The organism is Bacillus sp. S3 (genome assembly GCF_005154805.1).
In the GTDB taxonomy this organism is placed as follows: Bacteria; Bacillota; Bacilli; order Bacillales; family Cytobacillaceae; genus Neobacillus.
Genome location: NZ_CP039727.1, coordinates 2,759,135 through 2,784,723, shown reverse-complemented (window position 1 = coordinate 2,784,723; position 25,589 = coordinate 2,759,135). Strand labels below are relative to the sequence as shown.

The following is a 25,589-nucleotide window of genomic DNA, read 5'->3' as shown; positions in this document are numbered from 1 at the left end:
ATTACAAACCCTACCCAGCTGATTTTACTGGGTAGGGTTTGTAATAGGGATGGTCACTGTTTTGATCCAAGACCCTGTACTGAATTCTCGAGCTTTAAATTCTACTTTGTCTCGATAAACATTTACTACATAACCTTGGGATAAGGTGTAATTTTCTCCGCTTTCAGGTGTGTATGTGTAAGCAACGGAACTTGTATTTACCATTGTAATGCCATCAGTGTAGATACTTTTAGGGTGATCTAAGGGGTAATGAGAATGCCCGGAAAATAGAATAACCTGAGGATACTTTTTCAGGATGGCAAGAATTCTTTGGTCTTGAAGTCTAGCTCCCCATTCACTTCCATAAACCGTATTTGTAATAGGTTGATGAAAAAACACAAAAATTGGTTTATGATCCACAGCGTTGATTGGCAGCGTTTTTTCCAGCCATTTAATTTGTTCTTCTGTCACGTAGGCGGAGTCTCTCTCAGAATCTCCGTACATTCCAACCATTGTGGCCTCTGATTTTTCACCTGCAATTGTAATAAAATGATAGCCATTAATCCATTTATCATAATAAAGTCCGGACACATTCATTTCTTCAATAAATCTGCCTTTTAATTGCTCATCAGATACAGATGTTTCAGGAATAATCCGTTTTTCCATCCATTCATGATTACCGATAACCATGAATTCATCCGCAGACGGGTTTTTATTTTCCTTAAGGATGGACTTGAATAGTTGGTATTCCTCAGCCAGGCCGAAGTTTGTCATATCACCGTTAATGGAAATCGCATCATAATCTGGTGCGACCTTTTTTAAATCCTGTAAAGCTGTTACAAATTTCTGATTCACAACTGGATCATGTGTATCAATGTGAGTGTCACTCATGATGGCCAACTGCAATGCGGGTTTGTTATCAGTTTGTTCGGTTTGTGTATCAGATTCCTCAACGACACTTACTGTCTCTGTAGCTTCACTTCCGTTTACCAAATGAAAAAAGGGGGTGGTGCTGGCATTCGTCAATTGATAAACGGGAAAGCCTAACACTGCGATAATAAGAATGATAGAAACAATGAATTTTTTCATGGGTAACTCCTCACTTAAAACGTTAGTATGCCATGATCATAGATAATTATCCTTAATTTTTTATTAAGATTCACTAATTGGACCGAAATGTTCATCTGCTCTGCAAATGTCAGCAAGTAATTTACGAATGTCGAAAGTTTTTTATTCAAAAAATGGCTAATTCGTCATTTTTTTACATTTTTTTTGATATGGTTGTGATAAATTGAAAAAGAATTCAAATATGTACAAGAAGGCTATTATGACAGTCGACTATCATAGCGGTTAGTGGAAACAAATTTCTTTTTACATATTGGATAATGAAATACTGTCATCATTTTACAAGTTGTATGGTGAATTGCCTATCAAGGAACTGTAAAATGGAAGATAAGATGCGGAATTTTCTGGATATTATTCATTCATCCAAAAGGGGTTGGTGTAAATTTAGGTATCTCTTATTTTTAAAGCGCTTTCATTTCTAGTAAATTAACCATTCAAAATTGAAGGAGGATTTCACTTGGCGAATGAAAAAATGCAGCGTATATCCTTGTCTAACCTTGATGACAACTTTCTTGAGGTGGAACAAGCACTAACAAAGCAAGAAGCTGTTGAAGAATCAAACCGATGCCTCTATTGCTATGATGCCCCATGTATAAAGGCATGTCCTACCGGAATTGATATTCCATCCTTTATTAAAAAAATTGCCTCAGGAAATCTGCTTGGATCTGCTAAAACCATTATGTCTTCGAATCCTGTTGGGGCAAGCTGTGCCAGGGTTTGTCCTACAGAGGAGCTCTGTGAGGGAGCTTGTGTTCTCAACCATTCCACAAAACCAATCATGATTGGCAATCTCCAAAGGTACGCAACAGATTGGGCAATCCAAAACGAACAAACTCTTTTTCAACCTGGTGTTTCAAATGGTAAAACAGTTGCCGTGATTGGCGGCGGCCCAGCCGGATTATCAGCTGCACGGGAACTTGCCAGACTGGGCTATGATGTGACTATTTTTGAAGCTGCTGAAAGAGCGGGGGGATTAAATACTTATGGTATAGTTTCGTTCCGGCTGCCGCAAAAAATTTCCTTTTGGGAAGTCGAACAGGTTGAAAAATTAAATGTAAAAATTAGAACGAACACAGTTGTCGGAAAGGATATTTCAGTTCAAGAAATAACTGAAGTTTTCGATAACATCATCTTGGCTGTAGGAATGGCACATGTTCCTAACCTCGGTGTGGAAGGTGAAAATTTGGATGGAGTTTATGATGCAATTGAATTTGTGAAGGCAACGAAAAGCGGTCAGTTATCGCAAAGCTTTGTCGGTAAACGAGTGGTGGTCATAGGAGCCGGAAATACCGCGATTGACGGGGCAACATGTTCTGTTCGTTTAGGGGCAGAAAACGTTAAGATTTTATATCGGAGAACTGAAGAGGAAATGACTGCTTACAATTTTGAATATGAATTTGCGAAACAAGATGGGGTAGAATTCCGTTGGTTAACCGCACCAAAAAGGATTATTGGCGATGAATTTGGAAAGGTAACGGGGATTGAATGCATCAAAATGAAACTTGGAGAACCTGAAAAGGATGGCCGCCGCAGACCATATGAGATGGAAGGTTCCGAACACGTCATTCCTGTGGACGCAGTGGTAAAGGCAATCGGACAAACAAGGCACTTAGAATTAATCGAAGCATTTGGCCTGCAGCATGCTGGCGGTGTAGTAAAGGTCGAACAAGAAACCCTCCAGACTTCCAATCCAAAAATATTTGCTTGCGGTGATGTGGTTTTTGGTAAAGGAAAAGGGGATGCAATGGTCGTAACAGCTGCCCAGCAAGGGAAAAATGTTGCCTATGCAATCCACAAGCAAAATTCAGCTGTAGGTTTGGCAAATTAATCTATTAATCTAGGAATCACAAAGGGGGAAAAGTGATGGCTGATTTACGCATTAATCTTGCAGGAATAAAATCTCCTAATCCGTTCTGGCTGGCATCTGCACCGCCTACCAATTCAGGCTACCAAGTTCAGAGGGCTTTTGAAGCCGGCTGGGGCGGGGCAGTTTGGAAGACATTAGGTGATCCGATCTTGAATGTATCATCCAGATTTGCCGCGATTAGTTTTAACGGACAAAGGGTAGCGGGTTTTAATAATATCGAGCTCATTACCGACCGGCCATTAGATGTGAATTTAAAGGAAATCTACGAAACGAAAAAGCGATTCCCTGACCATGCCATTATCGCCTCGTTAATGGTCGAGCCAAAGCAGGAAAAATGGCATGAAATTGTCAAGCGGGTGGAGGATGTCGGGGTTGACGGCCTAGAACTTAACTTTGGCTGTCCGCACGGAATGGCAGAGCGGGGAATGGGTTCTGCTTCCGGCCAGGTGCCGGCGCTTGTCGAAAGGCAAACATATTGGGTAAAAGAAGTGGCCAAGACACCTGTTATTGTAAAATTGACTCCAAATATAACGGATATTACCGCTACAGCCGAAGCAGCATGTAATGGCGGAGCAGATGCCATTAGTATGATTAACACAATCAATAGCTTAATGGGAGTAGATCTTGACTCCTGGAATACCATCCCGCATGTCGCAGGCAAAGGGGCACACGGCGGTTATTGCGGACCCGCGGTTAAGCCAATTGCCCTTAATATGGTTGCAGAATGTGCCAGACATCCGCATATTAATGTACCAATTTCCGGAATTGGCGGCATATCGAATTGGCAGGATGCAGTGGAATTTATGCTCATGGGGGCAACGGGGATTCAAGTTTGTACAGCCGCAATGCACCATGGTTTTCGCATTGTCGAGGATATGATTGAGGGCCTCAGCCATTACTTAGACAGTAAAGGGATTGCATCTGTATCAGACATTATTGGAAAGTCTGTCCCAAGATACTCGGATTGGGGGAATTTGGACTTAAATTACAATATTGTTGCCAAAATCAATACCGATGTTTGTATCAATTGCAACAAATGTCATGTTGCCTGTGAAGATACGTCCCATCAATGCATCGATATGCTTACAGATGAATCAGGAAAAAGCTATCTTAAGGTACGAGAGGAAGACTGTGTAGGCTGTAATTTATGTTCAATTGTCTGTCCGGTTGATGGTGCGATTGACATGGTTGAAGCAGCAAGGGAGCTGCCGCCAATGACATGGAATGAGCGTCAATCCGCTTTAAATGTTGCAGTAGAATGCAAAGCAGATGTAACCAAGTAAGAGAGATAGATTAGGAGGAACCAATCAATGAAAAAAATTATTAAAAATGGCACAATTGTTACTGCTTCTGACACGTACCAAGCAGAGATATTAATCGAAGATGGCAAAGTATCACAAATTGGCAAGAATTTATCAGCTCTTGGTGCAGAAGTCATTGATGCGAAAGGCTGCCTTGTCTTTCCGGGAGGGATTGACCCTCACACCCACTTAGACATGCCTTTTGGCGGAACGGTGACAAAAGATGATTTTGAATCGGGCACCATTGCTGCTGCCTTTGGCGGAACCACAACCGTAATTGACTTTTGCTTAACCAATAAAGGGGAACCGCTTAAAAATGCGATTCAAACGTGGCATGACAAATCACGTGAAAAAGCTGTCATTGATTATGGCTTCCACTTAATGATCTCAGAAATTAACGAAAATGTTCTTAATGAACTTCCACAGGTCATAAATGAGGAAGGGATTACCTCGTTTAAAGTATTTATGGCTTACAAAAATGTGTTCCAAGCTGATGATGAAACATTATTCCGTACACTAGTTTCCGCGAAAGAACACGGAGCATTGGTAATGGTCCACGCGGAAAATGGCGACGTCATCGATTATTTAACGAAAAAGGCATTAGAGGAAGGAAAAACAGAACCCATTTATCATGCGTTAACAAGACCGCCTGAATTAGAGGGTGAGGCAACAGGACGGGCGGCAAAGCTTACCGGACTGGCAAACTCGCAGCTCTACGTTGTCCATGTATCCTGTGCTGATGCAGTAGAAAAAATTGCGGAGGCACGCAGTAAGGGTTTTGATGTCTGGGGCGAAACATGTCCTCAATACTTAGTCCTCGACCAGAGCTATTTAGAAAAGCCGAATTTTGAAGGAGCAAAATATGTCTGGTCACCGCCATTACGTGAAAAATGGAACCAGGAAGTTCTTTGGAATGCCTTAAAGAGCGGTCAGCTGCAAACACTTGGCTCTGATCAATGTTCGTTTGATTTTAACGGGCAAAAGGATTTAGGGAAGGGGGACTTCACTAAAATCCCGAATGGGGGACCGATTATTGAGGATCGTTTATCCATTCTATTTTCAGAGGGAGTGAAAAAAGGACGCATTAGTCTCAACCAATTTGTTGATATCACATCTACTCGCATTGCCAAACTGTTTGGCTTGTTCCCGAATAAAGGAACAATTGCTATTGGTGCTGACGCAGACATCGTGATTTTTGACCCAGCGATTGAACGGGTGATCTCAGCTGAAACCCATCATATGGCGGTAGATTACAACGCCTTTGAAGGGATGAAGGTGACGGGGGAGCCGGTTTCTGTTTTAGTTCGCGGGGAATATGTGATCCGTGATAAGCAGTTTGTGGGAAATCCGGGATCTGGGCAATATTTGAAACGGGCAAAATATAATACGAGTGCCGCAACGGCCCAAGACCAAACTTTATCAATCAACTAAATGAGCAAGCTTCACTTCACCAATTATGGAACCACTCCTGCAATTGCTCAGAACATCCTGGGCAATTGCCGTTTTTAAATTGAAATGCTGTTGTCGGTTTTGAATTTTGGAATCTAAAATTCTTGTAGAATAACCGAAATGGAGTGTTCATATGAAAAAAAGCCACTTAAAATCGCCCGACTTATTACCGATTCATCAAAAGGATCGAAAAATAACCAAATTAGGGTTTTCATTTATGTGGGTAGGAATGTGTGTCGTTCTTGCCGCCTTTGCCATCGGGGGCTCCGGGATTATGAGCCTTTCATTACCCTGGGTAATTCTCGCCACCGTCATTGGCAGCCTCGCGATTGGTTTTTTCATTTCATTAATCGCTGATATTGGGATTGAACACGGGTTGTCCTTTCCTGTTTATATGAGGGCACCTTTTGGTACGATTGGTACCCATATTCCTTCTATTACGCGTGGTGTAACGGCATCGATGTGGTTTGGGATTAATACGTATTTTGGTGCGACAGCCATGAACGGCATCTTGAATATTTTATTTGGCTTTGATAATTGGTTTATCTGCTTCCTCATTTTTGCTGTTGTTCAATTAGTTAATACTGCTTTAGGAATTAAATCGATTGAGCGATTTGCTGACCTTGCTGCTCCTATCATTATCTTAATTTCGTTGTGGATGTATTCGTCTTTATCAGATAAAGCTGCAGCTGCCGGAAGAGATATTTGGAGTTGGGCGGAGTCCCCTGTTACGGGCGGTGCTGCCTTTACTGCCTTTTTAGTAGTTATTTTCAGTAACATGGGCTTTTGGGCAACATTGAGTGCCGATATACCGACTATCTCCCGTTTTATTAAAGCGCCCGCACATGAAAAGAACTGGTTTAAACGTAATAAAGGCTCCTTAATTGGAAACATGGTTGCGATGCCATTAACGCAAACCTTTATGATCATTATTGGTGCTGTTGCCTATGCTGCGGTATTAAATTACGACCCTGTTGTTGCGCTTCAGGAATCTGCTAGCGGTTTTATCCTTGCTGTTCTGCTATTGATGATTGTGTTGGCCCAATGGTCAACCAATACCGCCGCAAATGTTGTTCCAGCAGCCACCATATTCTCTAATGTGGGAGGTCCGAAGTTTCCATTTTGGGCGGGTGTAATCACTGCAGGTATTGTTGGCACCATCGTCCAGCCATGGACATTGTTTGGTGTCATTATTCCGATTCTGCTCATTGTCGGGGGAATATTATCGGCTATTGTAGGTATTCTATTTGCCGATTATTATTTGCTTCGGAAACGACGTGTTAATGTCCCTGAATTATATGAAGATCATGGTCAGTATAAATATATGGGCGGTGTAAATGCTGCTGGATTTTTTGCCTGGATTATCGGTGGAATTGCATCCTATTTTGTGCCGGAATATGGGTTTTTAATAGGCTTCTTAGTTGGTGCAGGAATCTACTATGTCCTTGCTAAATACTGGTGGTTCAAAAAATATAAGCAAGCGGAAATTGAAGATCCCAGCGATGAAAAATATTTAGGTATTTCTGTTGGCCGTGATTGGGTTATCGAAGACAAGGCATTTGAACCTGTTATAGAGGAAATTCCAAATAATGTAGATTTATACTAAATCAGAATTTGAGGAGGATAACATGTCAGAACATCAGCAATTTCTCGATGAAAGAGACAAAATTGATTTCCTTATCCAAAAGGGCTGCCGGATCAGTGGGGTAAGAGAACATTTAAACGGAGCTTCCGTTGATTTTCTACACCCAAATGGCAACGTAACCGAAACCCTTCTTATCGGAACAGCAAATGGCCGCAAGTATTTCTCACATTTTTTAATTAACCAGAAACAGGCAAACAGCTAAGAAAGGGTTTCGCAAAATTAGGGAAGGATTGGTCGAATGGTCAATCCTTCTTTACCCAAATATCTTAAGTTCAAGGAGAATCATAGGTATGAAGGGACATTTCCTATTAACGGTCGCAGATATTTTTAAGCGAAAACATTTTGAACATGCCATAGTGATTGCAGGGTATGGAGGCATCCAGCGGACCGTCAAATGGGTTCATGTGGTGGAAGCGACTAGTATTCGGAATCTGTTAAATGGGCATGAGCTCATTTTATCAACCGGTGTTGCCTGGAAGGACAATTCAACTTTATTTGTGTCAATGGTCAGGGAATTCATTGAACAAAATGCCGCTGGATTGTGTATGGAGATTGGAACGTATTTAACTAAAGTTCCTGATGAAGTCATTGAAATTGCCAATGAACATCAATTTCCGATCATTATTTTTCAAAAAGAAGTTCCGTTTGTTGAAATTACCCAAGATTTACATTCGGTTATCATTAATCAGCAATATCAAAAAATTTCGGATTTAGAGAATTATTCACAGAGCCTAAATAAACAGTTGCTAACAATCGAAACATACGAGGATATCCTTCAGTTTATTTTCTCGGCTTTAGATGTCCAAATTATTTTCCGTCTGAAAAATCAGGAGTATGAATTTGTACCAGAAATAAGCAGCAGTGAACAATCTGTTATTATACAACAGCTAAAAAAGGCAAAAAAACAAGACAATCTACATATCGCTGCATCGCCAATTTTCTTATTTGGTCAGGAATATGCCGAGTTGTTTATATATTCCAAAGATATTCCGATCAACGAATATGATTTATTGATTTTGGATCGAACAGCCACTGCATTAGCCCAGCATTTATTAAGAGATTTATTTGTAGAGGAAAAAAAGCGGGTGCAAGAGTTTGAATGGCTCCATGGCTGGTTGGAGAATGAGCATTCACTCGAGGAAATCCATGATTACTTATTAGAAAATGGAATAAAAACAAAGACGAATGATGCTGTGGTTATCCTCACGAAACATATCCCTATGAAAGAAAAAGCAGGTCAGGATATGACTTATTTAAAATTATTGTTTCGATCAATTTTTGAGCAAAATGGATTTTCGGTTTTTTTTGTTGATAAAAGAAACGTAATTACCTTCATTCTATTGAATAATCGTACGAAAAGGAATTTGAAGGAACGAATTAAAAAAGCAATCGAATCCATTAAGGAATCTGAATTTATTCAGAAACAATCCTCGGCGAAATTCATCATCGCAGCCGGGAAGTTTATTCATTCCGTAGGTGACGTACATAAAAGCTATCAATCAGCAAAAGAGACTCTTCGAATACAACAAAAAATGCCAAACAAACAAATTTCCCATTTTTACGAGGATTTACATTTATACCGTCTCATTTCTCAATTAAGTGTGTATAACGATTTACAGGAGCTGTCAGCAGAATATCTTCAGCCTGTTATTCAATATGACCGTACATATAATGCCAGGCTTCTAGAAACGTTAAAAGTCTATTTGGAATGTAATGGCTCTAAACAGGAAACATCTAACAAACTGTATATTGTAAGGCAAACATTATACCATCGACTCCAGAAGCTTGAAAACCTCTTGGGGGAGGATTTTATGGCGCACGAAAAAAGGGTCGCCATTGAATTTATGCTTCTTGTCCATGATTACTTATCTGCTGCTAAAGAGAGGCGGGACCATCAAGTCTTGTGAGTTAATTTTGAAATAAAATACTATAGGAATAGAAAAAGAACACTCGCAATCTTACAATTTGTAAATTGCGAGTGTTTTTTTTACTATAAAATGTCGAAATACTCCGAAAGAGTAATTGACAGTGGCTTTCCATCGGTTATAATGAAATTAACATATGTTCATCATGGTTTAGCATAATTTCAGTTATTTGTGTTTTTTGAAATATTGTACATATTAGTTAAACAATGCTTTGAAACCGTTTACTTTTTTAGGAAATGGTTGTTTTTGAATATGATAACTATAGAAAAATAGGTGAATGATGATGGCGGATGAAAAAATATCGCGGCTAGTGGAAGTGGCTAAAATGTATTATCAATTAGACTACAGCCAGCAGGAAATTGCGAAGAAATTAGGTATTTCCCGTCCTACCGTCTCAAGGCTTCTCGTCCAAGCTGTTCAAGAGGGTGTTGTCCATATAAAAATATGTGACCCCACTGAAAATGTTCTCGAGCTTGCAAAAAGGGTAAGAGATAAATTTCAGCTAAAGGACTGTATTGTCGCTCCGATTCCGGAATATGAGGATGAACTAATAAAAGAGAAACTAGGAGAAGTTTCTGCCGATTACTTGCATAAGATTGTACAAAGCGGAGATACCATCGGGATCACTTGGGGAACAACCCTTTTTCAACTAGTCAAAAAACTGCAGCCTAAGAATGTAAAGGATGTAACGATTGTCCAGCTTAATGGCGGGGTGAGTTACTCGGAATCCAGTACATATGCATCAGAGATTATCAATGGGTTGGCAAATGCTTTTCATACGACCCCGCATTTCTTGCCGGTTCCAGCGGTTGTTGACCATATTGTTGTAAAGCAGGCCATTGTTGCCGACAGGCATGTGAGAAGGATTTTGGAACTAGGCAAACAGGCAAATATTGCGATATTCACGGTAGGAGAGCCCGGTGAACAATCCACATTGATGCACGCCGGCTATTTTTTAGACAATGATATCGAAATACTAAAGTCAAATAAAACCGTCGGTGATATTTGCTCGCGGTTTATTGATTTGAAAGGACATATTAGTCACGAGGCTCTAAATGATCGTACGATTGGTATTGAACTATCACAATTAGTTGAAAAAGAATACGGCATCCTTATAGCCGGAGGCAATACAAAAGTTGATGGGATTTACGGTGCCCTTCACGGGGGTCATGCCAATGTCCTGATTACCGACCAATATACTGCCAAGGCTTTACTCGAATTGGGGGGTGATACCATTCATGGATAAAGAAAGAATAAGAGAATTAGTCCAGGAGATTGTCAGGAATACACTGCAAAAATCTAAGCAGGTTCCGATTGCAGTTTCCAATCGCCATATTCATTTATCACCTGAACATGTGGAACGGCTCTTTGGACGCGGCTATCAATTACAGAAGTTGAAGGATTTATCCCAGCCGAACCAATTTGCTGCTAAGGAAACCATTACCCTTATCGGACCTAAAGGAAAGATCCAACATGTACGGGTTCTCGGACCAGCGCGAGGCAGCACCCAGGTGGAAATTTCTCTATTTGACGGATTTACTCTTGGAGTGAAACCCCCGTTACGGAATTCCGGTGATATTAAAGGATCGGCGTCAATCACAATCCAAGGCCCCAGGGGTCAAATCAAAATAAATGAAGGATTGATTTGTGCAAGGCGCCACATTCATATGCACCCTAGCGATAGTGAGTCGTTTGGTGTAGCTGATGGGGATCGGGTCCAAGTGAAGGTAGATGGAGACCGCGGGGTTATTTTTGCAAATGTTTTAATACGAGTTTCACCAAAGTATAAGCTGGAGATGCACATCGACCTTGACGAAGCCAATGCTGCTAACATCAAAAATGGGCAGTTGGGAGAGATTGTGGCACTGGAAAGCACTAAGCATACAGGAGGGGGGTGATGGAGATGGGTAGTAAAGAAGAGATTAAAGAAATTGTCAGGGAAGTAGTCCTAGAGTATTTACATAATCATTTACATGAAAATAAAGGACAACCGATCACGATTCTTTTAGGCTATCAATCTCCTAATCCTGCATCGGTTTTGGAAGCAGTTACTCCAATACTGACAGCTTATAAAGTAACGTGGATCCTTTCGAAGGATTGGCTCCCTGCTGTAAATCCATTAAATGGAACATCTTATCTTTTATTGGAAGAGGCAACACAGCAACAATTGATTAGCGTTGTTGAACACTCCTCTGTGCTTGTTGTTCCTGCGGCATCATATCGTTTGCTTTCGAAGCTGGCCCTTACGATAGATGATGAACTGGCTGTCTGGCTTACGGTACAATTTCAAATGCTTGGCAAGCCGATTATCATCGCGAGCAATGATGTAGCGCCAAATGTGTACCAGCAAATCCATGCCCCCCAGTCCGTTCAGGATCGTTTGCAGTTATACATAAGACAGATTCAAGCGGATCAGGTGAAATGGGTTCCTTTAAAAAAGCTGGCAGCAACTGTTGATGACCAATTTAAGGCATACCGGGAGAAACAATCTCTCATTCTTGCAAAACATGTGGAAAAGGCTTCTCAGGAAGGACTTAAACAAATCATCGTCCCGGCAAGGAGTAAGGTGACACCATCTGCAATGGACCTGGCAAAAGATTTAAAGCTTGAGATTAAGAAAAAAGACTCCTAGAAAAGAGGGACGCTATGCTCATATGTAAAGTGGTTGGTTCAATTGTCTCCACCACCAAAGCAGAAAAATTGAAAGGGAAGAAGCTCCTAATCGTCCAGCCGCTTGATTTAAGGACGATTATCGACGACGGTAAACCGCTTGTTGCGATTGACACCGTCGGAGCAGGTGTAGGAGAAGTGGTGTTACTTGTCAGCGGTAGTTCAGCACGGCAAACAGATATGACAAATGGTGTCCCTACAGATGCTGCGATTATAGGTATCGTCGATCAAATTGAAATACAAGGTGCCCTTACTTTCAAAAAAGGAGGTAGCTAATATTGCAAGTAAATGAAAGCGATATCAAAAAAATGGTTGAACAAGTACTGCAGCAATTGGGGCATCCTCAAACGGCCGAAGCTGATGCCGATGAAGGGATCAGCCTTGGCGATGGTGTGTTTGCCACTGTTGATGAAGCAGCAGCTGCGGCAAAGCAGGCGTGGGAAAAACTGCGCAAGCTAACCACTGCCGCAAGGAAACAAATGATTGAAAACATGAGAGCAGCAAGCCGGCAGCATGCGAGGGAGTTGGCGCAGCTTGCCGTGGAAGAAACAAAGCTTGGCAGGATCGAAGATAAAATCGCGAAAATTCTTTTAGCTGCGAATAAAACGCCAGGGGTTGAAGATTTAGTCAGTACGGCTTATTCGGGTGATGATGGATTAACACTTGTCGAATATGCACCGATTGGGGTCTTTGGTTCAATCACGCCTTCAACCAACCCGGCTGCAACCGTGATTAACAATTCGATTTCTTTGATTGCAGCTGGGAATACGGTTGTTTACAACCCACACCCTAGTGCAAAACAAGTTTCACTTAAAACACTGAAGCTGTTAAACAAGGCGATAACTGCTGCAGGAGGACCGGAGAATGCACTCACATCTGTGGCTGCACCAAATCTGGAAACGTCTGCGCAAGTGATGAATCATCCCATGGTGAATGCTCTTGTCGTAACCGGCGGCGGTCCTGTTGTAAAGGCCGCGATGGCGGTGGGCAAAAAGGTGATCGCAGCCGGCCCTGGTAATCCGCCTGTTGTTGTTGATGAAACCGCAATCATCCCGCAGGCTGCTGCTGACATCGTAAAAGGTGCCAGCTTTGACAACAACGTGTTATGTACAGCTGAGAAAGAAGTCTTCGTTGTTGATAAAATAGCCAATGCCCTTAAAGCGGAAATGGTGAAAAACGGAGCCATTGAACTGAAAGGCTTCCAATTAGAAAAGCTGCTGGAAAAGATATTGGTGAAGAAAAACGATAAGTTTTATCCAAACAGAGACTTTATCGGAAAAGACGCTCCGGTGATCTTGCAGGCAGCCGGCATCCAAGCAAGCCCTAATGTAAGGTTAATCATTGCAGAAACAACGAAAGATCACCCATTGGTGATGACAGAAATGTTAATGCCGATTTTACCGATCGTCAGGGTTACTGATGTCGATCAAGCAATTCAGCTTGCAGTCATCGCTGAAAAGGGCAACCGCCATACAGCGATTATGCACTCGCAAAACGTTACTAATTTAACAAAAATGGCGCAGGAAATCCAAGCGACTATTTTTGTGAAAAATGGACCTTCAGTAGCGGGTTTAGGTTTTGAAAGCGAAGGATTCACAACACTGACTATTGCCGGGCCGACGGGTGAAGGATTAACCAGTGCGAAAACATTTACACGTCAGCGCCGCTGCGTTTTAGTAGATGGATTTAGAATTATATAGCGAGGTGTATTAATTGGCCAAATCGAAGGAAGAACAAATCGTCCCTTCACAAGAAGAAAAAGAGGCAACACAAAAACAAGAGGTTACTAAAGGAGGAAATATAATGAGTCAAGAAGCGTTAGGTATGATTGAAACAAAAGGATTAGTAGGTGCGATTGAAGCAGCAGATGCGATGGTGAAGGCAGCCAATGTTTCATTAGTGGGAAGGGAATTAGTTGGAGCAGGAATTGTAACGGTAATGGTCCGTGGTGATGTTGGTGCTGTGAAGGCAGCAACAGAAGCGGGCGCCGAGGCCGCACAGCGTGTGGGTACACTACTTTCTGTACACGTCATTCCACGTCCAAACGGTGATGTAGAAGGTATTTTACCGAAAGCTGAATAAGGTGAAAGAGAATGGAACAATTCATTGAAATTTATATCAAAAACCTTGTAAGAGATGCAATTAGTCATACATTAAGCGGTCTTGAGCTTCAACACGATCGAAAGACGTATGTCATTGGCAATTGGAAAATGAACAATATGGTAGCTGAGGCAGCCGAATTCTTTCATGACCTAAAGAGCAATAAGAATGTATCTGTCGTTATCTGTCCGCCGACACAGCTTCTCTATCCGGCACATCTTTTGATCAAGCAATCAGGAAAACCAATTGCTTTAGGCAGCCAAAACGTCCATTGGGCTGATCAAGGGGCTTACACAGGCGAAACATCCACAAGCATGCTGCTGGATGTTGGATGCGAATACGTCATCATTGGCCATTCCGAAAGAAGGCAGTATGCCGGCGAGGATGATCAACTCGTAAATAAAAAGGTAAAACAGGCGCTAAAGACAGGGCTAACACCGATTATTTGCATCGGCGAAACGTTAGAAGAAAAAAATTCACGGCAAACGGAACGAGTTTTAACGACACAGCTTTTCGGCGCATTGAAGGATGTCAGTTCCAGCGAAGTGATTATTGCGTACGAGCCGGTATGGGCAATTGGAACAGGGCAATCAGCAACAGCTGATTCAGCCCAGCAAACACATGCCTATATTCGCTCCGTTTTGAAGCAAATTCTCGGCCCTCAAGCAGTCGGAATATCGATTTTATATGGAGGATCAGCGAATGAAAGCAATGCTGCCGACTACTGTGTGATGCCGGATATAGATGGCGTACTTGTCGGTGGTGCGAGCCTGAAGGCTCAATCGTTTGACGGAATAATTAATGTATTTGCCAAAGGAGAAAAAAGTAAATGAAAAAAGTTGCGATTGGCTGCGACCATGGTGGATACGAACTGAAAGAAACATTAAAAACGTATTTAACTGAACTAGGTTATGAATATCTTGACTTTGGCTGTAAGGCGGGTGAATCAGTAGACTATCCCGATATCGCCTTTCTGGTTGGCGAAACAGTTGCCACGAATGCTGACTATGTCGGCATCATGATCGATGGTGTGGGCATCGGCAGCGGGATGGTACTAAATAAAATCCCCGGCGTCCGCGGTGCGGTGTGCTGGGATTTATCCTCTGTCATCAACAGTAAAGAACACAATAACGCCAATGTGTTATCGATTGGCGGGCAATTTATAGGCGAAGGTCTTGCAAAGCAATTAGTAAAAACTTGGCTGGAAACCGACTTTGCAGGTGGCCGACATGACCGCCGTGTCACGAAGATTATGGAAATTGAAAGTCGCTTCTTACATCGTTAAAGGCAGGTTAGAAAAATGTTTGTAGCCAAAGTGATTGGAAACATGGTCTGTACCCATAAAAATGAAAATTTAATAGGGTTAAAGCTTCTGATTGTCCAACCAGTTGATGATCAGTTACAGGATAAAGGCAAACCACTTGTGGCTATAGATACGATAGGACAATCAGGACAAGGGGATCTCGTTTATCTTGCCAAAAGCAGGGAGTCTTCCCTACCGCTTAATAAAGATTTAGTCCCATCAGACGCTGGGATTTTAGGAATTATCGATTACTATAATGTGACTAAACGAATGGAGGAAAAATAAATGAGCAACGCATTAGGAATGATTGAAACAAAAGGATTAGTAGGAGCTATTGAAGCGGCAGATGCGATGACAAAAGCAGCAAATGTTACCCTTCTTGGAAAAGTGAATGTTGGGGGAGGTTTGGTTTGTGTCATGGTGCGAGGTGATGTTGGTGCGGTGAAGGCAGCAACAGAAGCAGGTGCCGATGCCGCACAGCGTGTTGGCGAGTTCTTATCTGTCCATGTAATCCCAAGACCGCATACTGATATCGAAAAAATTCTTCTTGCAGTAAAATAATGAAACTAGCAAAAGTGGTTGGGAATGTCGTATCAACGATTAAAACACCGAGTCATCAGAATAAAAAGCTAATGGTTGTGATCCCTGTTGATGCAGAGGGGAACGAATGCGGTGAAGCCATGATTGCCTTTGACCGCTTTCAGGCTGGAGTTGGTGATTATGTACTGGTTTTGGAAGAAGGCGGATCGGCCAAGGACATTTTAGAAGATCCAACTGGTTCTTTTGATGCCGTCATTGCCGGAATCGTTGATCGACTACATTAAGGGTGAGGTGAATAAGGGTGCAAATTGAAGCATTAGTAGAACAAATTACAAATCAAATCATGCAGCAATTAACAAATAAGGAAGCGTTGAAGGAGGTTAAACCTTCTGGAAACGTAACGTATAAAGAAGGACCAGCGACCGCCATTATCACGGGCCCGTCTGTTGCTCGAATGATCGATCATACACTTTTAAAGCCAGAGGCATCTAAAGAGCAAATCATCAAGCTTTGTGAAGAAGCAAAAGAACATAAATTCGCAACCGTGTGTGTGAATCCATACTGGGTACAGACTGCTGCTAAAGAACTGGAAGGATCTGGCGTAGGTGTTACCACGGTTGTCGGCTTTCCGTTAGGAGCAACAAGCACGTTTGTGAAATCAGCTGAAACACGTGACGCAATTGCAAATGGTGCAACAGAAATCGATATGGTCATAAATGTTGGTGCACTTAAATCCGGTGACTTTGACACCGTGAAAAAAGACATTGAAGGGGTTGTTTTAGCAGCCAAAGGCCACGCACCTGTTAAGGTCATTATCGAAACCGGCCTTCTTGAAATCGAAGAAAAGAAAAAGGCTTGTATTTTAGCGAAAATGGCCGGTGCCGATTTCGTGAAAACTTCAACCGGTTTTGGTCCTGGCTGCGCGACACCTGAAGACATCAAGTTAATGCGCGAGGCGGTCGGTCCTGATATGGGCGTGAAAGCATCTGCTTGTGTACGAGATTTAGATACTGCCAGAAAGTTGATCCAAGCAGGTGCGACCAGAATTGGCGCAAGCTCAAGTATTGCTATCATAACGGGCGGACAAGGTACCGGTTATTAATTTTTATTCCATATGAGGGGTGCTTCTAATGAACAATATTGGACATCAATTGAAGAAAATAAGAGTAAACCGTGAAATGGAAATAGAAACACTTGCTTTCCTTTCAGGACTGCATGCTGAAACAATTGCAGCGATTGAAGAAGGCGAGTTAGATGTACAGGTATCAACCTTGGCCAGAATTTCAGATGTGTTAAATTGTACCTTCTCAGTTGGAGACGTTTCCATATAAATAGTCCCACCCAGGCATCCGTTCTAATTTGAAACGGGTGCTTTTTCATTTTTTCCTTAAATGATATGATTGGACAAACAGTAAATCGATCAAGGATGAGCATTTTTTAAATTAAAGGAAGAGATTCATGACAAGTACAATAACATACATCAAAGAATGGCAGCAGGCCCTTCAAAATGAAATATCCTATTTAAAAAAGTACGGCAGTAACAAATTCATCGTCTCTAATGGGAGATTATTATCGAGTGATGATTCGTTTACCTATTATTTTGATACCTCCTATTCATTACGAATCCCTGTAGGATCATCAATACGCCTTGAATGGGGTGGTTTAAAGCAAACCGGACATGTCCTCTCATCTGAAGGCAAAAGCGTGATCATTGCCCTTGAGCAATCATTTGGAGATTTAATCTCAGAAGCCTTTTTATTTCACGATCCATGGGAACTGCTGGAACAACTGATCCAACGATTGGATGACATCAAAAAAACCAAACAGAAACGTTTGCGAGTAAAAAAATTAATGGACCCCTCGATGCCTGCGAAGCATCCGGCTGAAAAAAGTAAAAGTAATGTACACGAATTAGTTTTGCGCTCAAAATATAATCCTGTTACCTTTGTTTGGGGACCGCCTGGGACGGGAAAAACCTATACACTAGCCCGGGCAGCCGCAAATAAATATTTTCAAGAAAAACGAGTATTAATCTTATCACATAGTAATCAAGCCGTTGATGTCTTAATTAGTGAAATTTCATCTTTTATAAAAAAGAAAGGACGCTATCGAGAAGGGGATGTCCTTCGCTATGGTTTAAATACTGGGGAACTCCTCGCAGCCCACGAAGCGATTACCACGAGTCAGCTCCTCCAAAAGGTTGACCCGCATCTTGCTGAGGATAAAGAAAAATTAATAGAGGAAAGACGACATCTCAAGCAGGATCTAGTCCGTTCTTTTAGTAAAAGGGACACCGATCATTTGTTGGAACTTGAAATGAGAATAGCCAAAATTCTTGAAAAGATTCGCCAAAAGGAAATTCAATTTGTGAAGGATGCATTTGTAGTTGGGACAACACTGGCAAAAGCCGCAAGTGATCCTGCGATTTATGAAAAGGAATATGATGTTGTTATTCTAGATGAAGCGAGTATGGCTTATGTACCTCAGGCTGCCTTCGCTGCTACACTCGGAAAACGTGTAATCATCTGCGGTGATTTTAAGCAATTGCCGCCAATCGCGTCTTCTAGAGATTCTCTTGTTACGTTGTGGTTAAAAGAGGATATTTTTCATCGTGCAGGCATTGTAAAGTGGGTTGAGCGCGGTGAACTCCATCCCCATTTATTGTTATTAAAAGAACAACGGAGAATGCATCCCGATATTTCTGCATTTACCAATCAATTCATCTATGATTCACATGTTGGTGATCATGAAAGTGTTGGTACAAGCAGAAATACGATTGTCAAAAAAGCCCCTTTTCCTGACAGAGCATCTGTTCTGGTGGATACGAGTTTTACCGGTGCCTATTGTATAACAGAGCGCTCTTCTCATTCACGAATGAATTTTTGGCAGGCATTATTATCGTTCCAACTGATTCATGAATCATACGTGAATGGCCTGCGATCAATTGGGTATGTTACCCCCTATCGTGCTCAAGCAAATGTAATGGAGCTTTTATTAGCTGATTTATATGCAGCCGAATGTGCCACAGCCGATATTATTGCGGCAACTGTTCATCGATTCCAAGGCAGTGAACGGGATGTCATGGTGTTTGACACTGTTGACAGCGAGCCTCAGATTCGTGCAGGAATGTTATTAATAGGCAAGGATAGCGAACGGTTGATCAATGTAGCGATTACAAGGACAAGAGGGAAGTTCATTCATGTAAGTAATCAGTCATTTATTCGTAAGCATATATATAATGGAAAAACACTTAGACAACTTGTGGAGCATCAAGTGGGGCACCGCCAAACTGTAGATATAGGACAGATCGGCAGGTGGATTCAACACCAGCACCCAAGATTGCAATGGATGCATGCACGTAAGGTAGAAAGTGTTTTTCAGGATATCGAGGCTGCCATGTCATCGATTGTTATTTCTATTCCAGCGCATGCCTCACTGTCGCGTGAATGGAAAAACACACTCCGCAATCGAGGGAAACAAGTAAGTTTAATGGTTATTTCTAAAGCAGAAATAACAGAAATACAACCTGATCAATGGCAAAACGAAGGGCTGTCATTTCCATTTATCGTCATTGATGATAGAGTCATATGGTTAGGACACCTGTTTGAAGGAGCGAGTGATGTAAGACCGCCATTTATTTCGGTGAGGCTTGATTCCCAGAAGGTTTCAGAATATTTTTTGAGTCAATTTTTACCAATAAAGTAGCACAGAGGCCAATTTTTGGTCTCTCTTTTTTTTGAATTAAAACAGAATAAACGGGAATGATAAATTTGTTCGTTATGGTTTAGATATTTTACTTAAAGGAGAATGAAAATGACCAACGTAAAATTAGCTGTCATTTATTACAGTATGGGTGGAACGAATTATCAACTATCTCAATGGGCTGCAGAAGGTGGAAAAGAAGCTGGTGCAGAAGTAAAAATATTAAAGGTGCCTGAGCTTGCACCACAATCTGTAATTGAAGGTAATCCGGGCTGGAAGGCACATGTAGAGGCAACAGCACATGTGCCTGAAGTGAAATTAGAGGATATAGAGTGGGCTGATGCTATTATATTTAGTGTTCCTACCCGATTCGGCAACATGCCTGCACAAATGAAGCAATTCCTCGATACGTGCGGCGGCCTTTGGTTTAATGGCAAGACTGTGAATAAAGTTGTTAGTGCGATGTCATCGGCGCAAAATCCACATGGCGGTCAAGAAGCAACAATTTTATCACTCTACACCTCCATGTACCATTGGGGAGCGATTGTGGCAGCACCAGGTTATACGGATCCAGTCATTTTCGGTTCAGGAGGAAATCCATACGGCACAAGTGTTACCGTAGGTCAGGACGGGAAAATGATTGAAGATGTACAGGCAACGGTAAAACACCAGGCAAAACGGACCGTAACTATTGCTGAATGGGTAAAAAAGGCGAATCAATAAGAGAGAAGAGCTGATTGGACATCACCAATTGGCTTTTTCATTGTTGAATTTTCTAAAAATTCTATTGACTTTTTCTAGTTTTCTATGGATAATCAAAGGAAATTAAGAAATTGTTAACGGTAAGGGACTAGTAAATGATTGGAATGTGTTAGAGAGTGAAACCCTTAGGCTGGAAGGTTTCTCACAGAAAGATGATTGAACCTGCCCTTAAATGCTGCTTATGCAAACATAAGCCGTTTTCCCTCGTTACGGGCTCAAGTGGGACGCGGGCGTGATGCTTGCGTCAATGAAGGTGGTACCGCGGAAACGATTTTTCCGTCCTTTTTTAGGACAGAGGAATCGTTTTTTTATTTTTAATTAGAAAGGTTCGAACAGATTATGAAAAAACAGCTTGTGGTTGTAAAAATTGGTAGCAGTTCGCTTACAAATGCTTCGGGGACGATTTCCGAGGAGAAAATCCGTGATCATGTGGAGGCACTCGCTTATTTAAAAGCCGAAGGGCATGAGGTCATTCTGATTTCATCCGGGGCTGTTGCGGCAGGATTTGGCTCTTTAGGGTATCCGGCGCGGCCAAAAAGTACAGCAGGAAAACAAGCGGCGGCTGCTGTCGGTCAAGGCCTGTTAATGCAGCATTATATTCAGCTGTTCAAAAAATTTGAGATGGTACCCGCGCAGATTTTATTAACCCGTGAAGATTTTTACAGTCAAACCCGGTTTCAAAACCTGTTCTCGACGATCCATGAACTGCTGCAACGAGGCATTTTACCGATAATAAATGAAAATGATTCGGTGTCGATTGAGGAATTAACCTTCGGGGATAATGACCTGCTATCAGCCCTTGTGAGTGGTTTTTTACATGCCAACGCTTTGATTATTTTAACGGATATTAATGGACTATATGATGGCAACCCGAAAATTTCCAGAGAGGCAAAGAAATTCAATTTCATCCCAGAGGTTTCAGAAGACCTGCTTGCAGTTGCCGGTGATAGCGGCTCATCCGTTGGAACCGGCGGTATGAAGTCGAAATTAGCTGCAGCGAAAAAAGCATTATCTCTTGGTGTCAGCGTCTTCGTTGGAACTGGAACCGGAAAAGAAAAGCTGGTTGATATATTGGCTGGAAAAGGGGATGGAACCTATATCGGCGGTCCATTCCAGACACAAATGCAAATGAGGAAGCAATGGATTGCCTATCATTCTCAAGTCGGCGGCGTGATCGAAATCGATGATGGGGCAGAAAAAGCAATTCTTTTCCATGGGAAAAGCTTACTCCCGGTAGGGGTCACCAATGTAATAGGTGAATTTAATGCTCTGGATGTCGTGGCAGTCAGAAATCAAAAAGGGAAAACGGTTGGAAAAGGACAAATTTATTATTCCTCCAATGATTTGCTAAAGGTAAAAGGATTACCAAGTGAACAGTCAAAGGTGTATTCCATAAATAAAAAGGCAGAAGTGATTCATCGTGATAATTGGGTCGCTGTGTCAAAGGAGTGAACTTAGGAATGAGTGAATTAATAGAAAAGGCAAGAAAATTAAAAAAGGCTGCAAAACAGATGGGGATGCTGTCAGCTGTTGAGAAAAATGAGGCGTTAGCGAAAATGGCTGACCATTTATTAACCGAAAAAGAATGGATAATAAGCGAGAATTCAAAGGATATTGCGGCGGGGAAAGAAAATGGTCTGTCGTCGTCTCTTTTAGATCGATTACTGTTAACTGAAGAAAGAATCGAACAAATTGTTGATGGCGTTCGTCAATTAATTCAGTTAGAAGATCCAGTTGGTGAAACCATCGAGGCGTGGGAACGGCCAAACGGGCTGCAAATTGAAACCGTTCGGGTGCCGCTTGGAGTAATTGGGATGGTATACGAAGCACGGCCAAATGTAACGGTTGATGCCGGAAGCTTATGTTTAAAGGCAGGAAATGCCGTACTTTTACGTGGCAGTTCTTCAGCCATTCACTCCAATAAAGCACTTGTTCATGTTATGCGCGGGGCACTGGCAGGGACGGCCATCCCGGAGGATGCGGTGCAGCTTTTGGAGGATACGAGCCGTGAAACTGCAGCAGAGATGTTTAAACTAAATGAATACTTGGATGTACTAATTCCACGCGGTGGTGCGGGTCTCATTCAAACAGTCGTTCAAAATGCTACTGTACCCGTATTAGAAACAGGTGTTGGCAACTGTCATGTGTTTATAGATGCAACAGCTAAACAAAATATGGGGATCGAAATTGCGATAAATGCAAAACTACATCGCCCATCGGTCTGCAATGCTGCCGAAACGTTACTGATTCATGAAGAATGGCCCTATATTTCAGAGCTCCTGCATGCCCTTCATGAAAATGGGGTTGAACTTCGCGGAAGTGAAGAGCTGGTTTCTAGCTATTCGATTGTTAAACCAGCATCTGAAGAAGACTGGCAATCTGAATTTTTAGCCCCGATTCTTGCGGTGAAACTCGTGAACGATGTGACAGAAGCGATTGAACATATTGATGAATTTGGTACAAAGCATTCTGAAGCAATCATTACCGAAAATCAAGAAAATGTTAGTTTATTTTTCAAGGCAGTAGATGCGGCGGTCCTTTATCATAATGCTTCGACACGGTTTACGGATGGGGAACAGTTCGGTTACGGTGCTGAAATTGGCATCAGCACGCAAAAACTGCATGCCCGCGGTCCAATGGGACTAAAAGCATTGACGACTTCGAAAGCAATTGTCCAGGGAACGGGGCAAATCCGCTCATAAAATTTGTTTTAGGCGCTGAAATGGCGCCTATTTTTTTGGTTTCTGTTATACTGTATATACAAACGTACATTCCCCTTAAGTTAGCAGGTGTTCTCATGGCAGATAAAATTCATATATCCGTTCGATCTCTCGTTGAACACGTATATAACAGCGGCAGTATTGATGCCCGTTTCCGTACTCAGTCGACACTGGCAGATGGAACAAGGATTCACCAAAAGATCCAGAAAACCTATCGTGATGGTGATCAAAAAGAGGTTTTTCTTAAAACGGAAATTGCCTATGATGGCCTCACATTTATTATTGACGGCAGATGTGATGGTCTGTTATTTCATGACGGGAACGTCACAATCGATGAAATTAAGTCTATCACCATGCCGCTTGACCAAATGACGGGAGAAGGTTTCCCTGTACACTGGGCTCAAGCGAACGTGTATGCCTATATATATGCAAAAGATCATGCGCTGCCGGAAATCAGCGTACAGTTAACCTATGTCCATATCGAGACGGAAGCTAAACAATATTTTAACAAGAAGTATACTTTCTCAGAATTAGAGTTATTTGTTTTTAATGTGGTTGAAGGCTACGCCCCATATGCCAAGCTGCAGCGAGAGCACCGGAATAAACGAAATGAAAGCTGTAAAGCTCTGGCTTTCCCTTTTGAAACCTATCGAGCCGGGCAGCGAAAATTAGCTGGGGGCGTTTATAAATCTATTATAGATGGAAAAAATCTATTCGCCAAAGCGCCGACAGGAATTGGCAAGACCATTTCTACCCTTTTTCCAGCCGTTAAGGCAATGGGAGAAGGACAGCTGAATCGGATGTTCTATCTAACTGCCAAGACGATTACCCGAACGACTGCTGAGGAGGCATTTTCCAAGATGCGTTCCTGTGGCCTTCATCTAAATGCCGTCACAATTACGGCGAAGGATAAGGTATGTTTTAAGGAAGAAACGAAATGCCAAAAGGATTACTGCGAGTTTGCAGATGGCTATTATGACCGGATTAATGATGCCGTTCTCGACATTTTAACAAATGAAACGGCTATGACCCGCGAGGTTATCGAATCCTATGCCCGTAAGTATACAGTTTGCCCTTTTGAATTTTCGCTTGACCTTGCATATACGGTTGATGCGATCATTTGTGATTACAATTATATTTTTGACCCAAGGGTGTCATTAAAGCGGTTGTTCGAGGTGCAAAAGAAGGCAAGCATTTTATTGGTGGACGAGGCACATAATTTAGTTGATCGCGGCCGGGAGATGTTCTCAGCTTCTTTACATAAAGAAACGTTTCTCCAACTGAAAAAAGACTTTAAAGGCGTCAATAAGGTAATCTTTGAGGCGGCTAGTAAATTAAATGCCTCGTTTATTTCGATAAAAAAGATATATGGCAAGAATAATGAGTTTATCTTAACCCACCTAGATGAGTCTTTTTTAGAGCAACTCCGTCAATTTATTAAGGATACGGAGCAATGCCTTCGGACAGATGCTTCACAAAATCTATTGGAAGCGTATTTCATGGTAAATAACTTTTTGAAAATCGTTGAACTTCTCGATGAACATTACGTTATCTACGGAGAAAAAAATAAAAATGACGTGATTGTCAAACTGTTTTGCATAGATCCATCGAAACTCCTTAAACAAATGGGGAAAGGGTATAGTACTAAGGTGTATTTTTCCGCCACGCTTTCACCGTTACCCTATTATCAAGATATCCTTGGCGGGGAGAAAGAGGATTATCTACTATCCATCCCTTCGCCGTTCTCAAAAGAACAAGTCGATGTTTTTATCAAGCCATTATCGACTCGTTTCAGGGATCGGGAACGGACTAAGAGCCCGATTGTTTCGATTATGCAAGCATTAACTAAAAAAAGGCCAGGAAATTACTTGATTTTCTTCCCCTCCTATCAATATTTGCTATCTGTTTATGAGCAATTCAAGGAAGTAAATAAGGAAACCCGAACATTAATTCAAACGACGGGGATGTCGGAAGCAGAACGGGAAGAGTTTATAGCAGCCTTTAAGCCTGAGCAGAACGAGACCTTGCTTGGATTTGCCGTGCTTGGCGGGATTTTTTCCGAGGGTGTCGATTTAATCGGTGATCGTTTAAATGGAGTGGTGGTCGTGGGTGTAGGATTGCCACAGCTTTGTTTTGAACGAGACTTAATAAAGGATCATTTTAACCATCAGGGCAAAAATGGGTATGATTATGCCTATGTGTATCCAGGCATGAATAAGGTGTTACAGGCGGGCGGACGATTGATTCGCTCGGAAACAGATCATGGGACAATTGTCCTTGTTGACGACCGTTTTTTACAAGAGCAGTATCAAATGCTCTTGCCTCAAGAATGGAAGCAGTTTACACTCATTTGATTGATTGGGATTGGGTGGAGTATTTCTTTCTCGGTACATTAACTTCAATGTTCATCGACATCTCACTCGGTATTGTCTTGCGCGAGGTTTTGACATAATATCTGATTAATTTAAGCTGCCTTTAAAAAGAGGGCAGCTTATTTTTTA

Annotated in this window: 25 protein-coding genes and 1 other annotated feature; of the genes, 24 read left to right on the top strand and 1 reads right to left on the bottom strand. The window is 41.9% G+C overall.

The window, feature by feature from the left end:
* Positions 1–24: 24 nt before the first annotated feature.
* A complete protein-coding gene (locus tag FAY30_RS13365) occupies positions 25–1,068 on the bottom strand; it encodes a metallophosphoesterase family protein (RefSeq protein WP_149870342.1) in 1,044 nt (347 codons plus the stop codon).
* A gap of 508 nt (positions 1,069–1,576) precedes the next feature.
* Here FAY30_RS13365 and FAY30_RS13360 point away from each other — a divergent pair.
* From FAY30_RS13360 to FAY30_RS13245, 24 genes are all read left to right on the top strand, one after another.
* Positions 1,577–2,932, top strand: coding sequence for an NAD(P)-dependent oxidoreductase (locus FAY30_RS13360; RefSeq protein WP_149872703.1), 1,356 nt, complete (start codon positions 1,577–1,579; stop codon positions 2,930–2,932).
* 35 nt (positions 2,933–2,967) lie between these two features.
* Entirely contained in the window at positions 2,968–4,254 is a 1,287-nt protein-coding gene (preA, locus tag FAY30_RS13355; protein ID WP_149870341.1) for an NAD-dependent dihydropyrimidine dehydrogenase subunit PreA, read from the top strand.
* Between the two features lie 27 nt (positions 4,255–4,281).
* Positions 4,282–5,703 carry a dihydropyrimidinase gene (gene hydA, locus FAY30_RS13350; protein ID WP_149870340.1) on the top strand — a complete coding sequence of 474 codons (1,422 nt, stop codon included), beginning with the start codon at positions 4,282–4,284 and terminating at the stop codon, positions 5,701–5,703.
* A gap of 151 nt (positions 5,704–5,854) precedes the next feature.
* Positions 5,855–7,327 carry an NCS1 family transporter gene (locus tag FAY30_RS13345; protein ID WP_149870339.1) on the top strand — a complete coding sequence of 491 codons (1,473 nt, stop codon included), beginning with the start codon at positions 5,855–5,857 and terminating at the stop codon, positions 7,325–7,327.
* Positions 7,328–7,349: 22 nt separating this feature from the next.
* Positions 7,350–7,568, top strand: a complete 219-nt coding sequence (locus FAY30_RS13340; RefSeq protein WP_149870338.1) for a hypothetical protein — start codon at positions 7,350–7,352, stop codon at positions 7,566–7,568.
* An 88-nt stretch (positions 7,569–7,656) separates the two neighbouring features.
* Positions 7,657–9,273, top strand: a complete 1,617-nt coding sequence (locus FAY30_RS13335) for a PucR family transcriptional regulator (protein ID WP_149870337.1) — start codon at positions 7,657–7,659, stop codon at positions 9,271–9,273.
* Positions 9,274–9,574: 301 nt separating this feature from the next.
* On the top strand, positions 9,575–10,537 hold the full coding sequence (locus tag FAY30_RS13330) for a DNA-binding transcriptional repressor DeoR (RefSeq protein ID WP_149870336.1): 963 nt from the start codon (positions 9,575–9,577) through the stop codon (positions 10,535–10,537).
* Positions 10,530–11,189: a phosphate propanoyltransferase gene (pduL, locus tag FAY30_RS13325; RefSeq protein WP_149870335.1), complete on the top strand. Its 660-nt coding sequence runs from the start codon at positions 10,530–10,532 to the stop codon at positions 11,187–11,189. Before FAY30_RS13330 ends, pduL begins: the two co-directional genes overlap by 8 nt.
* Positions 11,189–11,923: a hypothetical protein gene (locus tag FAY30_RS13320; protein ID WP_149870334.1), complete on the top strand. Its 735-nt coding sequence runs from the start codon at positions 11,189–11,191 to the stop codon at positions 11,921–11,923. The genes pduL and FAY30_RS13320 overlap by 1 nt, the downstream gene beginning before the upstream one ends.
* A 14-nt stretch (positions 11,924–11,937) precedes the next feature.
* Positions 11,938–12,237, top strand: a complete 300-nt coding sequence (locus FAY30_RS13315; protein WP_149870333.1) for a EutN/CcmL family microcompartment protein — start codon at positions 11,938–11,940, stop codon at positions 12,235–12,237.
* Positions 12,238–12,239: 2 nt separating this feature from the next.
* Complete coding sequence (locus FAY30_RS13310) at positions 12,240–13,661, top strand: aldehyde dehydrogenase family protein (RefSeq protein ID WP_149870332.1); 1,422 nt, start codon at positions 12,240–12,242, stop codon at positions 13,659–13,661.
* A gap of 103 nt (positions 13,662–13,764) precedes the next feature.
* Positions 13,765–14,043, top strand: a complete 279-nt coding sequence (locus FAY30_RS13305) for a BMC domain-containing protein (RefSeq protein WP_149872702.1) — start codon at positions 13,765–13,767, stop codon at positions 14,041–14,043.
* A gap of 11 nt (positions 14,044–14,054) precedes the next feature.
* Positions 14,055–14,894 carry a triose-phosphate isomerase gene (tpiA, locus tag FAY30_RS13300; protein WP_149870331.1) on the top strand — a complete coding sequence of 280 codons (840 nt, stop codon included), beginning with the start codon at positions 14,055–14,057 and terminating at the stop codon, positions 14,892–14,894.
* Entirely contained in the window at positions 14,891–15,346 is a 456-nt protein-coding gene (locus FAY30_RS13295) for an RpiB/LacA/LacB family sugar-phosphate isomerase (protein ID WP_149870330.1), read from the top strand. The genes tpiA and FAY30_RS13295 overlap by 4 nt, the downstream gene beginning before the upstream one ends.
* 15 nt (positions 15,347–15,361) lie before the next feature.
* Entirely contained in the window at positions 15,362–15,649 is a 288-nt protein-coding gene (locus FAY30_RS13290) for a EutN/CcmL family microcompartment protein (RefSeq protein ID WP_149870329.1), read from the top strand.
* Positions 15,650–15,925: a BMC domain-containing protein gene (locus tag FAY30_RS13285; RefSeq protein ID WP_149870328.1), complete on the top strand. Its 276-nt coding sequence runs from the start codon at positions 15,650–15,652 to the stop codon at positions 15,923–15,925.
* Entirely contained in the window at positions 15,925–16,188 is a 264-nt protein-coding gene (locus tag FAY30_RS13280; RefSeq protein ID WP_149870327.1) for a EutN/CcmL family microcompartment protein, read from the top strand. Before FAY30_RS13285 ends, FAY30_RS13280 begins: the two co-directional genes overlap by 1 nt.
* A 170-nt stretch (positions 16,189–16,358) precedes the next feature.
* Positions 16,359–17,006, top strand: coding sequence for a deoxyribose-phosphate aldolase (gene deoC / locus FAY30_RS13275; RefSeq protein ID WP_223821003.1), 648 nt, complete (start codon positions 16,359–16,361; stop codon positions 17,004–17,006).
* Positions 17,007–17,034: 28 nt separating this feature from the next.
* Positions 17,035–17,235 (top strand): helix-turn-helix domain-containing protein, encoded by a 201-nt coding sequence (locus FAY30_RS13270; protein WP_149870326.1) that lies wholly within the window; start codon positions 17,035–17,037, stop codon positions 17,233–17,235.
* Positions 17,236–17,362: 127 nt separating this feature from the next.
* Positions 17,363–19,609 (top strand): AAA domain-containing protein, encoded by a 2,247-nt coding sequence (locus tag FAY30_RS13265; protein ID WP_149870325.1) that lies wholly within the window; start codon positions 17,363–17,365, stop codon positions 19,607–19,609.
* A 108-nt stretch (positions 19,610–19,717) separates the two neighbouring features.
* Positions 19,718–20,329, top strand: coding sequence for an NAD(P)H:quinone oxidoreductase (gene wrbA, locus FAY30_RS13260; RefSeq protein WP_149870324.1), 612 nt, complete (start codon positions 19,718–19,720; stop codon positions 20,327–20,329).
* A 108-nt stretch (positions 20,330–20,437) separates the two neighbouring features.
* Positions 20,438–20,655, top strand: a binding site (T-box leader).
* 52 nt (positions 20,656–20,707) lie between these two features.
* A complete protein-coding gene (proB, locus tag FAY30_RS13255; protein WP_149870323.1) occupies positions 20,708–21,820 on the top strand; it encodes a glutamate 5-kinase in 1,113 nt (370 codons plus the stop codon).
* A gap of 8 nt (positions 21,821–21,828) precedes the next feature.
* Positions 21,829–23,070: a glutamate-5-semialdehyde dehydrogenase gene (locus FAY30_RS13250; RefSeq protein ID WP_149870322.1), complete on the top strand. Its 1,242-nt coding sequence runs from the start codon at positions 21,829–21,831 to the stop codon at positions 23,068–23,070.
* A gap of 95 nt (positions 23,071–23,165) precedes the next feature.
* The gene (locus tag FAY30_RS13245; RefSeq protein ID WP_149870321.1) at positions 23,166–25,442 is read left to right on the top strand and encodes an ATP-dependent DNA helicase; all 2,277 of its coding nucleotides are present in this window, start codon (positions 23,166–23,168) and stop codon (positions 25,440–25,442) included.
* Positions 25,443–25,589: the final 147 nt, after the last annotated feature.

Coding starts and splice junctions, on each gene's coding strand:
- FAY30_RS13365 (WP_149870342.1), bottom strand. CDS start 1,068: ATGAAAAAATTCATTGTTTCTATCATTCTTATTATCGCAGTGTTAGGC.
- FAY30_RS13360 (WP_149872703.1), top strand. CDS start 1,577: ATGCAGCGTATATCCTTGTCTAACCTTGATGACAACTTTCTTGAGGTG.
- preA (WP_149870341.1), top strand. CDS start 2,968: ATGGCTGATTTACGCATTAATCTTGCAGGAATAAAATCTCCTAATCCG.
- hydA (WP_149870340.1), top strand. CDS start 4,282: ATGAAAAAAATTATTAAAAATGGCACAATTGTTACTGCTTCTGACACG.
- FAY30_RS13345 (WP_149870339.1), top strand. CDS start 5,855: ATGAAAAAAAGCCACTTAAAATCGCCCGACTTATTACCGATTCATCAA.
- FAY30_RS13340 (WP_149870338.1), top strand. CDS start 7,350: ATGTCAGAACATCAGCAATTTCTCGATGAAAGAGACAAAATTGATTTC.
- FAY30_RS13335 (WP_149870337.1), top strand. CDS start 7,657: ATGAAGGGACATTTCCTATTAACGGTCGCAGATATTTTTAAGCGAAAA.
- FAY30_RS13330 (WP_149870336.1), top strand. CDS start 9,575: ATGGCGGATGAAAAAATATCGCGGCTAGTGGAAGTGGCTAAAATGTAT.
- pduL (WP_149870335.1), top strand. CDS start 10,530: ATGGATAAAGAAAGAATAAGAGAATTAGTCCAGGAGATTGTCAGGAAT.
- FAY30_RS13320 (WP_149870334.1), top strand. CDS start 11,189: ATGGAGATGGGTAGTAAAGAAGAGATTAAAGAAATTGTCAGGGAAGTA.
- FAY30_RS13315 (WP_149870333.1), top strand. CDS start 11,938: ATGCTCATATGTAAAGTGGTTGGTTCAATTGTCTCCACCACCAAAGCA.
- FAY30_RS13305 (WP_149872702.1), top strand. CDS start 13,765: ATGAGTCAAGAAGCGTTAGGTATGATTGAAACAAAAGGATTAGTAGGT.
- tpiA (WP_149870331.1), top strand. CDS start 14,055: ATGGAACAATTCATTGAAATTTATATCAAAAACCTTGTAAGAGATGCA.
- FAY30_RS13295 (WP_149870330.1), top strand. CDS start 14,891: ATGAAAAAAGTTGCGATTGGCTGCGACCATGGTGGATACGAACTGAAA.
- FAY30_RS13290 (WP_149870329.1), top strand. CDS start 15,362: ATGTTTGTAGCCAAAGTGATTGGAAACATGGTCTGTACCCATAAAAAT.
- FAY30_RS13285 (WP_149870328.1), top strand. CDS start 15,650: ATGAGCAACGCATTAGGAATGATTGAAACAAAAGGATTAGTAGGAGCT.
- FAY30_RS13280 (WP_149870327.1), top strand. CDS start 15,925: ATGAAACTAGCAAAAGTGGTTGGGAATGTCGTATCAACGATTAAAACA.
- deoC (WP_223821003.1), top strand. CDS start 16,359: ATGATCGATCATACACTTTTAAAGCCAGAGGCATCTAAAGAGCAAATC.
- FAY30_RS13270 (WP_149870326.1), top strand. CDS start 17,035: ATGAACAATATTGGACATCAATTGAAGAAAATAAGAGTAAACCGTGAA.
- FAY30_RS13265 (WP_149870325.1), top strand. CDS start 17,363: ATGACAAGTACAATAACATACATCAAAGAATGGCAGCAGGCCCTTCAA.
- wrbA (WP_149870324.1), top strand. CDS start 19,718: ATGACCAACGTAAAATTAGCTGTCATTTATTACAGTATGGGTGGAACG.
- proB (WP_149870323.1), top strand. CDS start 20,708: ATGAAAAAACAGCTTGTGGTTGTAAAAATTGGTAGCAGTTCGCTTACA.
- FAY30_RS13250 (WP_149870322.1), top strand. CDS start 21,829: ATGAGTGAATTAATAGAAAAGGCAAGAAAATTAAAAAAGGCTGCAAAA.
- FAY30_RS13245 (WP_149870321.1), top strand. CDS start 23,166: ATGGCAGATAAAATTCATATATCCGTTCGATCTCTCGTTGAACACGTA.